The following is a 14,968-nucleotide window of genomic DNA, read 5'->3' on the forward strand; positions in this document are numbered from 1 at the left end:
ACCCCGGACGACGGGTACCTGGTACCCCCGGTACCTGTTACGTTTTCCCGGTCCAGGCTCGACGAGGAGGACCCGTGACCACAGCCCCGCCCCCCGCGCGCACCCCCCGGGCCGTCCGCCCGGTCGCGGTCGTCGCCGGCAACCGCACGCCCTTCGCCAAGGCCGGCGGCCGCTACGCGCAGGCCTCCGCGAAGGACCTGCTCGTCGCCGCGATCGACGGACTGGTGGCCCGCACCGGCCTGGCCGGCGAGCGCCTCGGCGAGGTCGTCGCCGGCGCCGTGCTCAAGCACAGCCGCGACCTCAACCTCACCCGCGAGGCCGTGCTGTCCACGGCGCTGGACCCGGCCACCCCCGCCTTCGACGTCTCCCAGGCGTGCGCCACCGGTCTGGAGACCGCCGTGCTGCTCGCCGGGAAGATCGCCCTGGGCCAGGTGGACGCCGGCATCGCCGGCGGTGCCGACAGCGCCAGCGACGCGCCGATCGCCGTGGACGAGGGCCTGCGCCGCGTCCTGCTGGCCCTGAACCGCGCCCGCACCCCGGGAGCGCGGCTGAAGGCGCTGGCGGGCCTGCGTCCCGGGCAGGTCGTGCCGGAGTTCCCGCGCAACGCCGAGGCCCGCACCGGCCTGTCGATGGGCGAGCACGCCGCCCGCACCGCCGCGCGCTGGGGGGTGAGCCGGCAGGCCCAGGACGAGCTGGCGCTGGCCAGCCACCGCAACCTCGCCGCCGCCTACGAGCGCGGGTTCTTCGACGACCTGGTCACCCCGTACCTGGGGGTGCGCCGCGACGGCCTGCTGCGCCCGGACACCACGCTGGACAAGCTCGCGGCGCTGGAACCCGTGTTCGGCCGCGACCTGGACGCCCCCGCCACCATGACGGCCGGGAACTCCACCCCGCTCACCGACGGCGCCGCCGCGGTCCTGCTCGCCACCGACGAGTGGGCTGCCGAGCACCGCCTGGACGTCCTGGCCCACCTGGTCGACGCGCAGACCGCCGCCGTGGACCACGTCCACCGCGGCGAGGGGCTGCTCACCGCACCCGTCCACGCGGTCCCGGTCCTGCTGCACCGCAACGGGTGGACGCTGGAGGACCTGGACGTCGTGGAGATCCACGAGGCGTTCGCCTCCACCGTCCTGGCGACGCTGGCGGCCTGGGAGGACGAGGAGTTCTGCCGCGAGCGGCTCGGCCTCGACGGGGCGCTGGGCCGCGTCGACCGCGCGAAGCTCAACGTCACCGGTTCCTCCCTGGCCACCGGCCACCCCTTCGCCGCCACCGGGGCGCGCATCCTCGCCACGACGGCGAAGCTGCTCGCCGAGCGCGGCGGCGGGCGGGCCCTCATCTCGATCTGCGCGGCCGGCGGTCAGGGCATCGCGGCGCTGGTGGAGGCGTGATGGCGAAGCTGCCCGTCCACCTCCCGGACGACCCGTACGGCGGCCTCGTCGGCCGCGGCCCGGGGGCCGCGGCCGCGCGGCGTCTGGGCCTGCCGGTACCGCCGCGGCTGCGGCGGTACGAACCCGGGCAGGAGTTCCTCACCGGTCCGGCGCTCGTGCTGCGCGTGGGCGCGGCACCGCTGGCCGACGACGTCGCGGTGTGGCTGGCCGCCGCCGGTGCCCGGGTGGTCGGCGACCTCGCCGCCGCGGGGGACGAACGGCTCGGGGCCGTCGTCGTCGACGCCACCGCGGCCCGCCGCGTCGGTGACCTGGGTGCGCTGCGGGAACTGCTGGCGCCGGCGTTCCGGCGCAGCGCGGCCGGTGGGCGCGTCGTCGTCCTGGGCGCGGTGCCCGCCGAGGCGGGGGCGGCCGGCGCCGAGCCCGGCGAGGGGTTCGGGGACGGGTTCGGCGGTGTGGAGGCCCGTGCCGTGCAGCAGGGCCTGGACGGCCTGGTGCGCAGCCTCGGCAAGGAGGCGCGCGGCGGCACCACCGTGAACCTGCTGCGCGTCGCCGCCGGCGCGGGCGAGGCGCTGCGCTCGCCGCTGGAGTTCCTCTGCTCGGCGCGGGCGGCGTTCGTCTCCGGGCAGCCCCTGCTCGTCGGCCCCGCCCCCGCCCCTGCCACCGCGGTGCCCGGCCGCCGGCGGCGGGTGGCCGTCGTCACCGGCGCCGCGCGCGGCATCGGCGCGGCGATCGCCGAGGTCCTCGCCCGCGACGGCGCGCACGTGGTGTGCGCCGACGTCGCCGCCGCGGGCGAGCAGCTCGCCCGCGTCGCCAACCGCGTCCACGGGTCCGCGCTCACCCTGGACGTCACCGCCGCCGACGCCCCCGACGTCCTCGCCGGCCACCTGCGGCGCCGCTTCGGCGGCGCCGACGTCGTCGTCCACAACGCCGGCGTCACCCGCGACCGCTCGTTCGTGAACCTCGACGCGGCGGCCTGGGACGCCGTGCTCGGCGTGAACCTCGCCGCGCCGCTGCGGCTGACCGAGGGCCTGCTGCGCACCGACGGCGCCCTCGCGCCGGGCGCGCGCCTCGTGTGCCTGTCGTCCATCAACGGTCTCGCCGGGGCGAAGGGGCAGGCGAACTACGCGGCCAGCAAGGCCGGTCTCGTCGGTCTCGTGCAGGCGCTGGCGGAACCGCTGGCGCGGCGCGGCATGGCCGCCAACGCCGTCGCCCCGGGGTTCATCGAGACGCCCATGACGGCGTCGATGCCCGCGGTGCCGCGCGAGGTCGGCCGGCGCGCCAGCAGCCTGCAGCAGGGCGGGCTGCCCGTGGACGTCGCCGAGGCCGTCGCCTGGCTGGCCTCGCCGGGTGCCGCCGGCGTCAACGGGCAGGTGCTGCGCGTCGACGGCCAGCACCTGACGGGGGCGTGAGCGCCGTGGGCACCACCCCCAGGCCCCTGGCCGCGAACTACCTGCGTTCGCTCGTGGTGCCGCGCCCGCACGGCGCGGTCGACCTGCCGCGCCGGCGCGTCGAGCAGCGCGGCGTGCGCGTCGACCCCGAGCGCCTGGCGGCGTGGTCGCGCCTGTGCGGCTACCCGCTGCGCTCGCGGCTGCCGCTGCCGTACCCGCACCTGCTGGGTTTCGCCGCGCAGGTGCAGCTGCTGGTCACCGAGCCGTTCCCCTTCCGGCTGCTGGGCCTCGTGCACGTCGCGCAGGAGTTCACCCAGCACCGGTCGCTGCCGGTGGAGGCCGAGCTGGAGGTGTCGGTGCGCGCCGTGGCGATGGCCCCGCACCGGCGCGGCGCCGTCGTCGACCTCGTCACCGAGGTGCGCACGGCGCAGGACGGCGAACCCGCCTGGCGGGGGGTGAGCCGCTACCTCGCCCCGGGGGCGCGACTGCCGGGCGCGGTCCCGCCCGCGCGGGAGGACCCGCCCGCCCCCGGCCCCGGCGCCGCGGTCGGGCGCTGGCGGGTGGGGGCCTCGGCCGGGCGCCGCTACGCGCAGGTCAGCGGGGACGTGAACCCGATCCACCTGGCCGCCCCGGCCGCCCGGCTGCTGGGCTTCCGCCGCGCCCTCGCGCACGGGCTGTGGACGGCCTCGCGCAGCCTGGCGGTCCTGGACGGCCGGCTGCCGGACGCGGTGCGCGCCGACGTGCGGTTCAAGGCGCCGCTGCTGCTGCCGGCGACGGTGGAGCACCTGCACGAGCGCGTGCCGGAGCGCGAGGGCGGCGGCTGGCGCACCGCCGTGCGCAGCCGCGACGGCTCCCGCACCCACCTGCTCACGGCCGTCACCCCCCTCTGAGGCTGCCGGCTCCCGACTCCCACCCCCGGTGATCAAGGAAGTGGCAACTTCCTTGATCACCGGGGGTGGGAGGGGACGGGGGGAACGGGGGAGGGTGTGGTGGGGTGGGGGCGTGAACGCCTCCCCGCAGCGCGCCGTCCCGCCCAGCCCCACCGTGCTGCTGCTCGGCGGGCGCAGCGAGATCGGCCTGGAGGTCGCCGAGCGGCTCGTGCGGGCCGGCGCCCGCACCGTCGTCCTCGCCGCCCGCCGCGCCGGGCAGCTCCAGGCGGAGTCCGCGCGGCTGCGGGCGGTGGGGGCTCAGCACGTGGAGACCGTGGAGTTCGACGCCGACGACCTCGCGTCCCACGGGCCGCTGCTGACGGGCGTCGTCGACCGCCACGGCGCGGTCGACGCCGTCGTGGCGTTCGGCGTCCTCGGCGACCAGGCCCGCGCCGAGACGGACGTCGCGCACGCCCTGGCCGTGGTGCACACCGACTACACCGCCCAGGTCAGCGTGCTGTCCCACCTGGCGCTGCTGCTGCGCCCCCTGCGCGCGGGCAGGATCGTGGCGTTCTCCTCGATCGCCGGGGTCCGCGCCCGGCGGCCGAACTACGTGTACGGCTCCGCCAAGGCGGGCCTGGACGCGTTCGCCTCCGGCCTGGCCGACGCGCTGGCCGGCAGCGGGGTGCACCTGCTGCTCGTGCGCCCGGGGTTCGTCGTCGGCCGCATGAGCGCCGGGATGCGCCCCGCACCGCTGTCGAGCACCCCGCCGCAGGTCGCCGACGCCGCCGTCGCGGCGCTCGCCGCCGGGCGCGTCGAGGTGTGGGTGCCGGGGGCGCTGCGCGCGCTGGCCGCCGCGATGCGCGCCACCCCGCGCACCGTCTGGCGGCGCGCACCCCGCTGACGCTCACCGCGCGGAGCGCACCGGCGCTGCCTACCGTGGCGCGCATGGACCTGGAACTCACCGGGCACACCGCCCTGATCACCGGTGGCGACTCCGGCATCGGCTGGCACACCGCGCAGCTGCTGCTCGCCGAGGGGGCGCGCGTCGCCCTCACCGACATCGACCCCACCCGGCTGCGGGAGGCCGCCGACCGGCTCGGCGCGGGCGAGGACCGCCTGCTCGCCGTCGCCGCGGACCTCACCGACCCCGACGCCGTGCAGCGCCTGCAGCGGGAGGTGTCGCAGCGCCTGGGCGACCCCGACGTCCTCGTGCACTGCGCGGGGGTGACCGGTGCGCAGGGGTTGTTCCACGAGATCGACGAGGACGGCTGGCGCTCCACGCTGGAGACGGACTTCTTCGCCGCCGTGCGCGTCGTGCGGGCGTTCCTGGAGCCGATGCGCGCGAAGGGCTGGGGGCGGGTGGTGCTGCTGGCCTCGGAGGACGCCGTGCAGCCCTACACCGACGAGCTGCCGTACTGCGCCGCCAAGGCCGCCGTGCTGAGCCTGGCCAAGGGGCTGTCGAAGACGTACGCGAGCGAGGGCGTCCTCGTCAACGCCGTCTCCCCGGCGTTCATCGCCACCCCCATGACCGACGCGATGATGGAGAAGAAGGCCCGGCAGGAGGGCACCAGCGTCGAGGAGGCCATCAGCAGCTTCCTCGACGAGGACCGCCCGTTCATGGAGCTGAAGCGCCGCGGGCGGCCGGAGGAGGTCGCCTCCGTCATCGCGTTCCTCGTCTCCGAGCGGGCCAGCTTCGTCAACGGCAGCAACTACCGGGTGGACTCCGGCTCCGTCGCGACGATCTGAGGGTCGCGCCCGCGGGCACTAGCGTGGGGCGCATGCCCGACGCAGCACCGCAGCCGGCCCCGCAGGGCGCGACCCTGACGGCCGCCGAACGCCTCGACGACCTGCCGTTCACCCGACGCCACCGGCGGCTGCTGGTCGGTTCCGGGATCGGCTGGGCGCTGGACGCCTTCGACGTGGGGCTGGTCGCGTACGTGCTGCTCGCGCTGAACGTCCAGTGGGGGCTCACCGACGGCGAGCGCTCCTGGATCGCCTCCATCGGTTTCGCCGGCATGGCGGTCGGCGCCAGCCTCGGCGGCCTGCTCGCCGACCGGATCGGGCGCCGGCAGGTGTTCGCGCTGACCCTCCTGGTGTACGGGATCGCCAGCGGCGCCTCCGCGCTGTCGTGGTCGCTGGGGGCGCTGCTGGTCTTCCGGTTCCTGGTGGGCCTGGGGCTGGGGGCGGAGCTGCCGGTGGCGTCCACCCTCGTCAGCGAGTTCGCACCGCGCCGGATCCGCGGTCGGGCCGTGGTGCTGCTGGAGGCGTTCTGGGCGGTCGGCTGGACGTTGGCCGCCCTCGTGGGTTTCCTGTTCGTGCCCGCCTCCGACGACGGGTGGCGCTGGGCGCTGGTGCTGGGGGCGGTGCCCGCCCTCTACGCGATCGTGGTGCGCCGCGGGCTGCCGGAGTCGGTGCGGTTCCTCATGTCGAAGGGCCGGCACGCCGAGGCCGAGCAGGTGGTCCGGCAGTTCGAGGAGTCCGCGGGCGTCCGGTACTCGCCGGGGCCGCTCGCGCAGGAGGCACCGGCCGGTGCCGTCGCGGCGAGCGCACCGGGGGTGTGGAGCCGGGGCCTGCGCCGGCGCACCACCGGCCTGTGGCTGGTGTGGTTCTTCGTGAACTTCAGCTACTACGGGGCGTTCACCTGGATCCCCAGCCTGCTGTTCAAGGACGGCTTCACCGTCGTGCGCTCGCTGGAGTTCACGCTCATCATCACCCTCGGTCAGCTGCCGGGGTACGCGGTGTCCGCCTGGCTGGTCGAGGCGTGGGGGCGCCGTCGCACCCTGTCGGTGTTCCTCGTGGGCTCTGCCGCCTCGGCGCTGCTGTACTCCGCCGCGGAGAGCGACCCGGCGATCCTCACCGCGGGGATCCTGCTGTCGTTCTTCAACCTGGGCGCCTGGGGCGCCCTGTACGCGCTGACGCCGGAGGTGTACCCGACGCTCGTGCGCGGGCGCGGGGCCGGGTCGGCCGCGGGGTTCGGCCGCATCGCCTCGATCCTCGCCCCGCTCAGCGTGCCGCCGCTGCTGGGTGCGGGCGGGACCGCGGTGGTGTTCGTGGTGTTCGGTGCGGCGTTCGCGATCGCGGCGGCCGCGAGCTGGCTGCTGCCGGAGACGAGGAACCGGGCACTGGAGGACTGATCGCGGCGGCCGGGGTCACCAGCCCCGTTCGCGCCACTCACCCAGGTGCGGGCGCTCCGCCCCGATCGTCGTGGGCGCCCCGTGCCCGGGGTGCACCACCGTCGTGTCGTCCAGGACGGCGAACAACCGCTCGGTGACGTCGGTGAGCAGCGAGGTGAACGCGGCGGCGTCGCCGCGGGTGTTCCCCACCCCGCCGGGGAACAGCGAGTCCCCGGTGAACACGTGATCGGGCCCCGAGCCACCGCCGCGCAGCACCAGCGCCACCGAGCCGGGGGTGTGCCCGCGCAGGTGCACCACCTCCAGCCGCACGTCACCGGCGCTCACGACGTCCCCGTGGCGCAGCCGGTGCTCCACCGGGACGGGCAGGTGGTCGGCGTCGTCCTCACCGGCCGCGGTCGCCGCCCCCGTGGCGGCCACCACCTCGGCGAGGGCGCCGACGTGGTCGTGGTGCCGGTGCGTGGTCACGACCAGCCCCAGCCGGCCGCCGGGCGAACCGGCCCGCGCCAGCTCCAGCAGGGTGCCGGGCTCCGCGGCGGCGTCCACGAGCACCTGCTCGCGGGTGCGCCGGCACGTCACCAGGTACGCCGCGTTGTCCATGGGTCCCACGTGCACCGAGCGCACCTCGGCGCCGGTGGTGCGCTCCACGTCCGCCACCTGCTACCGCCCCTCCGCGTCGTCCTCCGCCGCCAGGACCTCCTCGATCCAGCGCAGCCCGGCGATCGCGGTGGGGAAGCCGCACGTGGTGATGGCCGCCAGCGCCACCGCGCGCAGCTCGTCGGGCGAGGACCCCTCCGCCAGCGCCTTGCGGACGTTGGAGCGCACGGCGCCGTCGGCCTCGGCCCCCAGGGCGAGGGCGAACTTCAGCAGCCGGTCCGTGCGGGCGTCGAACCCGGTGTGCGCCCGCACCGCCTCCGCCAGCGCGCCCTGCGCGGCGGCCACGTCCGGGTACCGCTCGGTGAACTCGCGGTAGATCGAGGGCAGGTAGTCGCTCACGGCGTCCTCCGGTGCGCTGGGCTGGTCTCGCCGACGACCCTACCGAGGAGGCAGGGCGCGGTCGCGGACCACGTCCGGGCGCGGCTGCGGCACGGGCGCCGCACCGGGCCGGCGGCGGTAGACGACGTACGGGCGCCACAGGTACGCCATCGGCGCGGACCACACGTGCACCAGCCGGGTGAACGGCCACAGCGCCAGGAACAGGAACCCGCCCAGGGCGTGCGCCTGGTACACCAGCGGCGCACCGGCCATCAGCGAGGTGTCGGGGGACAGCAGGAACACCCCGCGGAACCACACCGCGATCGTCTCGCGGTAGTCGTAACCCGGCCCGATCAGGTTCTCGCCGACGGTCGCGCTCATGCCGAGCACCACCATCGCGGCCAGCGCCAGGTACAGCACCCGGTCCATCGCCGTGGTGGTGCGCCGCACCCGGCCACCGACGACGAAGCGGCGGGCGATCAGCAGCAGCAACCCCACCACCATCGCGACACCGGTGACGGTGCCGCCCCAGACGGCCACGAGGTGGTACGCGTGCTCGGGCACGTGCAGCGCCTCGGTGACCGAGGCCGGGATCAGCAGGCCCATCGCGTGCCCGGCGATGACGCCGAACGCGCCGAGGTGGAACAGCGGGGAGCCCAGCCGCAGCAGCCGGTTCTCCAGCAGTTGGCTGGTGTGCGTGGTCCACCCGAACTGGTCGTGCCGCCAGCGCCACGCGTGGCCGACGGCGAACACCACCAGGCACGCGTAGGGGACGACGATCCACAGGGCGACATCGAGCGCGTTCACGGCCGGGCCTCCGGGGTGCTGCAGGGGTGGTGGTGGGCGGGGGCCTCCCCGTAGGGGTCCAGGCCGATCGCGGCGAGCTCGTCGGTGGTCTCGAGCGCGCCGGGGGTGGTCATCCCGACGGACTCCACCGGGGGGCCGTCCGCGGCGAGCGCGGCCACGGCCTCGCGGTCGGCGTCGGTCAGCGGCGGCAGCGCCAGGCAGACCGCGTCCAGCAGGTGCCGGTACGGGGTGCCCGAGGCCACCAGCGCCTCGCGCAGCAGCTCCACGCCGCGCCGGTGCTGGCGCAGCGGTGCCTCCCCGTCGCCGGGGCCGGCGACGGCGGCGAACTCCAGCACCACCGGCAGCAGGTCCGGCAGCTCCCCGCCGTCCAGCCGCAGGCCGTGGGCGCGGTACCGCTGCTTCAGCGTCAGCAGGGCGATGCCGCGCTTGCGGGTGTCGCCGTGCAGGTAGTAGGTGAGGTACAGGCCCGAGCGCCGGCGCAGGTCGAACGTCTGCACGTAGTGCTGCTGGACCTCGGTGCCGGGCGTGGCGGTGAACCAGGCCAGGAACCCGCGCACCGCCGCCCCGGCCTGCGGGTGCTCCAGGTGAGCGGCCGCCGCGGTGAGCTCGTCGCCCGCGGCGAGCAGGTCCGCGTCGGGGTAGGTCAGCAGCACGGACACCAGCTCGAACAGGCGGGCGCGCTCGGCGGGTGCGACCGGCTCGCCGGCCGCGGCGGGCGTGGTGGCGGGAACCGTCACGGCGGTCACGACCCGCTCCCGGGGGTGCGCGGGGTGACGTTCAGGCCGCGGCGGCCGTCGGCGCGCCGGCGCAGCAGGCCGGTGCGGCCCGGCCGCACCTGCTCACCCTCGCCGACGAGGTGGAACCGCTCGACGGTGGCCGAGGTGGCGGAGGCGGCGCCGACGGGGTCGCCGCCCATGCCGGGGCCGCCGGCGCAGTCCAGGCTGCAGCTCGTCTCCTGCGCGGCGCTCGCCTGCGCCTCCAGAGCGGCGGCGTCCGCGGCGTGCGCCGGCGGGACGACGTAGCGGTCGTCGTACTTGGCCACGGCCAGCAGCCGGTACATGGCCTCCACCTGCTCAGCGCTCATCCCGATCCCCTCCAGCAGTTCGGCGGCGACCGTGCCGTCGAGGGTGCGGGCGCGCATGTACGCCCGCATCGCGGCCAGCTTCATCAGCACGCCCGCGACCACCTCGGTGTCGCCGGCGCTGAACAGCTCGGCGAGGTACTCCACCGGGATCCGCAGGTCGCGGATGGTGTGGAACACGTCGTCGGCGTCGGTGTCGTCGCGCCCGGCCTGCCCGACCGCGTCCAGCACGGGCGAGAGCGGCGGGACGTACCAGACCATCGGCATCGTGCGGTACTCCGGGTGCAGCGGCAGCGCGATGCGGTACTCGCTGATGAGCCGGTGCACGGGGGAGTTCGCCGCCGCGGTGATCCACTCCTCCGGCATGCCGGCCTCCCGGGCCGCCTGCTGCACCAGCGGGTCGTGCGGGTCGCAGAACGCGTCGCGCTGGGCGTCCAGCAGGTCGCGCTCGTCCGGCACGGAGGCCGCGGCCAGCACCGCGTCCTCGTCGTAGAGCACGATGCCCAGGTAGCGCAGCCGTCCCACGCAGGTCTCCGAGCAGATGGTCGGCAGGCCGGCCTCGATGCGCGGGAAGCAGAACGTGCACTTCTCCGCCTTGCCGGTGGCGTGGTTGACGTACACCTTCTTGTACGGGCACGCCGAGACGCACATGCGCCAGCCGCGGCACTTGTCCTGGTCCACCAGGACGATGCCGTCCTCCTCGCGCTTGTACATCGCGCCCGAGGGGCACGCCGAGACGCACGCGGGGTTCAGGCAGTGCTCGCAGATGCGCGGCAGGTGGAACATGAACGTCTTCTCGAACTCGAACTTCACCTTCGCCGCCGCCTCGGGGGGCATCCGGGCGATGTTCGGGTCGCCGCCGGCGCGCTCGTGCGCCCCGCCGAGACCGTCCTCCCAGTTCGCGCCCCACTCGATCGCCATCGGCTCACCCGTCAGCGCCGAGCGCGGCTGCTTCACCGGGGTGTCGGTCAGGCCGGCGGGGGCCGACACCAGCACGTCCTTGTCGAACGTCGCGGGCTCGTAGTAGTCGTCGAGGGAGGGCAGGTCCGGGTTGGAGAAGATGCCCGTCAGGCGCTTGACGCGCCCGCCGGAGCGCAGCTTCAGCCGGCCCTTGCCGTCGAGCACCCAGCCGCCCTTCCAGCGGTCCTGGTCCTCGTAGTGCTTCGGGTAGCCGATGCCCGGCTTCGTCTCGACGTTGTTGAACCAGACGTACTCGGTGCCCTCGCGGTTCGTCCACGTCTGCTTGCACGTCACCGAGCACGTGTGGCACCCGATGCACTTGTCCAGGTTCATCACCATGGCGACCTGCGCGCGGATCCGCATCAGTACTGCACCTCCTGCGAGCGGCGGCGGATCACGGTGATCTCGTCGCGCTGGCTGCCGATCGGGCCGTAGTAGTTGAAGGCGTAGGTCAGCTGGGCGTGACCTCCCGCCAGGTGGGTGGGCTTGACGAGCAGCCGCACCATCGAGTTGTGGTAGCCGCCGCGACGGCCGCTGCCCTCCGCCTTCGGCACGTTCACCGTGCGCTCGGGGGAGTGGTACTGGAACACCGTGCCCTCGGGCATGCGGTGGCTGACCACCGCGCGGGCCACGACGACGCCGTTGCGGTTGTGCGCCTCGACCCAGTCGTTGTCGGCCACGCCGATCTTCGCGGCGTCCTCGACGCTCATCCAGATCACCGGCCCGCCGCGCGAGAGGGCGAGCATCAGCTCGTTGTCGTGGTACATCGAGTGGATCGACCACTTCGCGTGCGGGGTGAGGAAGCGCACCGTCACACCGCCGTCGGCCAGTTCACCGGGCGGGCCGAAGTGGCGGGCCATGTTCAGCGGCGGGCGGAACGCCGGCAGCTGCTCACCGAGCTCGGCGACCCAGTCGTGCTCCACGAAGAAGTGCTGCCGGCCGGTCAGGGTGTGCCACGGCTTGGAGCGCTCGACGTTGATGGTGAACGGGGAGTACCGGCGCCCGTCCTTCTCCGACCCCGACCACTCGGGGCTGGTCAGCACCGGCTGCGGAGCGCGCTGCGTGTCGGCGAAGGTGACGACGTGGTCCTCGTGGCCGGCGACCAGGTCGGTCAGGCGGTGCCCGGTCTGCTCCTCCAGGCGGCGGAACCCCTCGGCCGCCACCCGCCCGTTCGTGGTGCCCGACAGGGTGAGGATCGCCTCGCACATGCGGTCGGCGGTCGCCAGCGAGGGGCGCCCGGCGAACGGGCCGTCCGCGACGACGCCGTTGGTCTTCCGCAACCGCTCGACCTCCGGGGTGACGTCGACGGTGAAGCCCTTCGTCGTCGTGCCCAGGGTGTCCAGCAGCGGGCCGACGGCGCGCATCTTCGCCCCGATGAGCGTGTAGTCGCGCTCGACCTCGATGAGCTTCGGCATCGTCAGGCCCGGCACGGGCGGGCACTCGCCGCGCTTCCAGTCGCGCACCCGGCCGCCGGGGGTGGCCAGCTCGTCGGCGGTGTCGTGCTGCAGCGGAGCCGCCAGCACGTCCCGGCGGGTGCCCAGGTGCGTGCGGGACAGCTCGCTGACCTTGTCGGCGATGTCCAGGAACGCGTCGTAGTCGGTGTGCGCGTCGGCGGGCGGCGCCACGGCGGGGGAGAAGGAGTGCACGAACGGGTGCATGTCCGTCGTGGAGATGTCGTGCTTCTCGTACCAGGTGGCCGCCGGCAGCACCACGTCGGAGTGCAGGCCCGTGTTCGTCATGCGGAAGTCGATCGTGGTCAGCAGGTCGAGCTTGCCCACGGGCGCCTCCTCCCGCCAGGTCACGTCCCGCGGACGCTCACCCGGCCCGCACTCCTCGGCGCTGGCCAGCGACGGGACACCCAGCAGGTGGCGCATGAAGTACTCGTTGCCCTTGCCGGAGGAACCCAGCAGGTTCGCCCGCCACAGCGTCAGGCAGCGCGGGAAGTTCGCCGGGTCGTCCGGGTCCTCCGCCGCCCCGCGCAGCCGGCCGGCGGCCAGCTCGTCCACGACGTGCTGCTGCACGGACTTGCCGGCGGCGCGGGCCTCGTCGGTCAGGTCCAGCGGGTTGCGGTCGAACGCCGGGTGCCCCGGGCTCCACCCCATGCGCTGGGCGGCGGCGACGGTGTCGGCGAAGGACATGCCCGCCAGGCGGCCGGTGCCCAGCGGGGAGGCCAGCTCGTCGGCGGGGACGCGCTCGTAGCGCCACTGGTCGGTGTGCAGGTACCAGAACGGGGTGGCGGCCTGGTGCCGCATGGGGCGGTGCCAGTCGAACGCGAAGGACATGTGCTGCTGGCCGGTCAGGGGCCGGGCCTTCTCCTGGCCGACGTAGTGCGCCCAGCCACCGCCGTTGACGCCCTGGCAGCCGGTGAGGGTGACCAGCGCGATGAACGCCCGGTACGTCATGTCCGAGTGGAACCACTGGTTGGCGCCCGCGCCCAGGGCGATGAGGGAGCGGCCGCGGCTGCGCTCGGCGTTGCGGGCGAACTCGCGCCCGATGCGCGCGGCCAGCGCCGCCGGCACGGACGTGATCGCCTCCTGCCAGGCGGGGGTGCCCGGCTGGGTGGCGTCGTCGTACCCGGTCGGCCACGCACCCGGCAGGCCGTCGCGGCCCACCCCGTACTGGGCCAGCAGGAGGTCGAACACGGTGGTGACGAGCCGGCCGCCGACGCGGCGCACCGGCACGCCGCGGCGCACGGTGGTGCCGCCCTCGGTGGGGCCCTCGTCGAAGCGGGCGAGGTCCACCTCGACGGTGTCCTCCTCGCGGCCGAGCAGGCCGAGCGCGGGGACGACCTCACCCAGGTCGAGGTTCCAGCGGCCGGCGCCGGTCTCGTGCCAGCGGAAGCCGAGGGAGCCGTTGGGCACCACGAGGTCGTCGGTGAGCTCGTCGACGAGGACGGTCTTGTGCTGCGCGCCGGGGGCGTCGTCACCCAGGTCGGCGGCGGTGAGGAACCGGTCGGCGGCGTACGCGCCGTCGCGCTCGCGCAGGGTCACCAGGAAGGGCAGGTCGGTGAACCGGCGGACGTAGTCGGTGAAGTAGGGGACCTGCCGGTCGACGAAGAACTCCTTGAGCACGACGTGGCCCATCGCGAACGCCAGCGCGCCGTCGGTGCCCGGGTGCGGGGCCAGCCAGTCGTCGGCGAACTTCACGTTGTCCGCGTAGTCGGGGCTGACCGCCACGACCTTCGTGCCGCGGTAGCGCGCCTCGGCCATGAAGTGCGCGTCCGGGGTCCGGGTGACGGGGATGTTCGAGCCCCACATCACCAGGTAGGTGGAGTTCCACCAGTCCCCGGCCTCGGGCACGTCGGTCTGGTCGCCCCAGATCTGCGGGGAGGCCACGGGCAGGTCCGCGTACCAGTCGTAGAAGCTCAGCAGCGTGCCGCCCATCAGGGCGTGGTAGCGGGTGCCGGCGGCGAAGGAGGCCATCGACATCGCGGGGATGGGCGAGAAGCCGACGACGCGGTCGGGGCCGTACGTCTTGGTGGTGTGCACGTGGGCGGCGGCCACCATGGTGGTCACCTCGTCCCAGGTGGCGCGCACGAAACCGCCGCGGCCGCGGGCGCTCTTGTAGGACAGCGCCTTCAGCGGGGTCTCGACGATGTCCGCCCAGGCCAGCACCGGGTCGCCCAGCCGGGCCAGGTTCTCGCGGAACATCTCGGCCAGGACGCCGCGCACGTAGGGGTGGCGCACCCGGGAGGGGGAGTACTCGTACCAGGAGAACGACGCGCCGCGGGGGCAGCCGCGCGGCTCGTAGTCCGGCGACTCCTCACCCGTGGTGGGGTAGTCGGTGGCCTGGTGCTCCCAGGTGATGAGGTCGTCCTTGACGAAGACGTTCCAGGAGCACGAACCGGTGCAGTTCACGCCGTGGGTCGAGCGCACGACCTTGTCGTAGCTCCAGCGGTCCCGGTAGAAGGAGTCCCACGAGGAGGAGCTGATCTGGTGCAGCGTCCGGCCGGAGTCGCCGACCGTCTCGTGCTTGAGGAAGCGCCGCGCCGCCAGCAGCGGGGCGGTGCCCGGCACGGTGTCGACGACGCCGGCGGGGGAGTGCTCGGGACGGTCCGCGGTGCGCACGCTGCTGCTCCTGGGGTGGGGGACTGCCGGGTGGGTGGGCCGCCGTGGCGCCCCGCTCGTTCCCCTCCACCATCGGTGCCCGGCGGCGCCGTGATCGCGGCGGAACGTCCCCACCCGGCGGGACCAAGGTCCCCACCCCGACCGCAGCACCCGCGGGCCCGGGACCATGGTCCCGGCGAGGGGGACCCTCCGCCCGTCCCGGCGGGACCGTGCCCGGCCGTAGCTTCGGGTGAGCGCTGAGAACCCCGGCGCGACCCGGCGCACCGACGCGGTGCGCACCCGCCCGACGCGAGGAACTC

12 protein-coding genes are annotated in these 14,968 nt (G+C 75.0%); 6 read left to right on the forward strand and 6 right to left on the reverse strand.

Annotation, left to right across the window (positions count from 1 at the left end):
- The first annotated feature begins 74 nt into the window (after nt 1-74).
- From V9U69_RS09535 to V9U69_RS09560, 6 genes are all read left to right on the forward strand, one after another.
- Entirely contained in the window at nt 75-1,388 is a 1,314-nt protein-coding gene (locus V9U69_RS09535; protein WP_337061452.1) for an acetyl-CoA C-acetyltransferase, read from the forward strand.
- Nucleotides 1,388-2,797 carry a 3-oxoacyl-ACP reductase gene (locus V9U69_RS09540; RefSeq protein WP_337061454.1) on the forward strand — a complete coding sequence of 470 codons (1,410 nt, stop codon included), beginning with the start codon at nt 1,388-1,390 and terminating at the stop codon, nt 2,795-2,797. The genes V9U69_RS09535 and V9U69_RS09540 overlap by 1 nt, the downstream gene beginning before the upstream one ends.
- The gene (locus V9U69_RS09545; protein WP_337061456.1) at nt 2,794-3,666 is read left to right on the forward strand and encodes a MaoC/PaaZ C-terminal domain-containing protein; all 873 of its coding nucleotides are present in this window, start codon (nt 2,794-2,796) and stop codon (nt 3,664-3,666) included. Before V9U69_RS09540 ends, V9U69_RS09545 begins: the two co-directional genes overlap by 4 nt.
- 112 nt (nt 3,667-3,778) lie before the next feature.
- A complete protein-coding gene (locus tag V9U69_RS09550) occupies nt 3,779-4,549 on the forward strand; it encodes an SDR family NAD(P)-dependent oxidoreductase (RefSeq protein WP_337061458.1) in 771 nt (256 codons plus the stop codon).
- A gap of 44 nt (nt 4,550-4,593) precedes the next feature.
- Nucleotides 4,594-5,394, forward strand: coding sequence for an SDR family NAD(P)-dependent oxidoreductase (locus V9U69_RS09555; RefSeq protein ID WP_337061460.1), 801 nt, complete (start codon nt 4,594-4,596; stop codon nt 5,392-5,394).
- A 32-nt stretch (nt 5,395-5,426) separates the two neighbouring features.
- Nucleotides 5,427-6,782: an MFS transporter gene (locus tag V9U69_RS09560; protein ID WP_337061462.1), complete on the forward strand. Its 1,356-nt coding sequence runs from the start codon at nt 5,427-5,429 to the stop codon at nt 6,780-6,782.
- A 15-nt stretch (nt 6,783-6,797) separates the two neighbouring features.
- Here the strand turns inward: V9U69_RS09560 and V9U69_RS09565 are convergent, their stop codons facing one another.
- From V9U69_RS09565 to V9U69_RS09590, 6 genes are read right to left on the reverse strand one after another with little or no spacing between them, the layout of a single operon-like run.
- Nucleotides 6,798-7,379 carry an MBL fold metallo-hydrolase gene (locus tag V9U69_RS09565; protein ID WP_442907702.1) on the reverse strand — a complete coding sequence of 194 codons (582 nt, stop codon included), beginning with the start codon at nt 7,377-7,379 and terminating at the stop codon, nt 6,798-6,800.
- Between the two features lie 60 nt (nt 7,380-7,439).
- Complete coding sequence (locus tag V9U69_RS09570) at nt 7,440-7,775, reverse strand: carboxymuconolactone decarboxylase family protein (protein WP_337061465.1); 336 nt, start codon at nt 7,773-7,775, stop codon at nt 7,440-7,442.
- 39 nt (nt 7,776-7,814) lie between these two features.
- Complete coding sequence (gene narI / locus V9U69_RS09575; RefSeq protein WP_337061466.1) at nt 7,815-8,561, reverse strand: respiratory nitrate reductase subunit gamma; 747 nt, start codon at nt 8,559-8,561, stop codon at nt 7,815-7,817.
- Nucleotides 8,558-9,298, reverse strand: a complete 741-nt coding sequence (gene narJ / locus V9U69_RS09580) for a nitrate reductase molybdenum cofactor assembly chaperone (protein WP_442907703.1) — start codon at nt 9,296-9,298, stop codon at nt 8,558-8,560. The genes narI and narJ overlap by 4 nt, the downstream gene beginning before the upstream one ends.
- Before the next feature lie 5 nt (nt 9,299-9,303).
- Nucleotides 9,304-10,965, reverse strand: a complete 1,662-nt coding sequence (gene narH, locus V9U69_RS09585) for a nitrate reductase subunit beta (protein WP_337061470.1) — start codon at nt 10,963-10,965, stop codon at nt 9,304-9,306.
- On the reverse strand, nt 10,965-14,618 hold the full coding sequence (locus tag V9U69_RS09590; protein ID WP_442907704.1) for a nitrate reductase subunit alpha: 3,654 nt from the start codon (nt 14,616-14,618) through the stop codon (nt 10,965-10,967). The genes narH and V9U69_RS09590 overlap by 1 nt, the downstream gene beginning before the upstream one ends.
- Nucleotides 14,619-14,968 lie beyond the last annotated feature (350 nt).

It is taken from the genome of Kineococcus sp. G2, assembly GCF_037154035.1.
Taxonomy (GTDB): Bacteria; Actinomycetota; Actinomycetes; order Actinomycetales; family Kineococcaceae; genus Kineococcus.

Bases quoted from the DNA above. Each gene is read 5' to 3' on its own strand.
- narH (WP_337061470.1), bottom strand. From the start codon at position 10,965: ATGCGGATCCGCGCGCAGGTCGCCATGGTGATGAACCTGGACAAGTGC.
- V9U69_RS09560 (WP_337061462.1), top strand. From the start codon at position 5,427: ATGCCCGACGCAGCACCGCAGCCGGCCCCGCAGGGCGCGACCCTGACG.
- V9U69_RS09540 (WP_337061454.1), top strand. From the start codon at position 1,388: ATGGCGAAGCTGCCCGTCCACCTCCCGGACGACCCGTACGGCGGCCTC.
- V9U69_RS09555 (WP_337061460.1), top strand. From the start codon at position 4,594: ATGGACCTGGAACTCACCGGGCACACCGCCCTGATCACCGGTGGCGAC.
- V9U69_RS09565 (WP_442907702.1), bottom strand. From the start codon at position 7,379: ATGGACAACGCGGCGTACCTGGTGACGTGCCGGCGCACCCGCGAGCAG.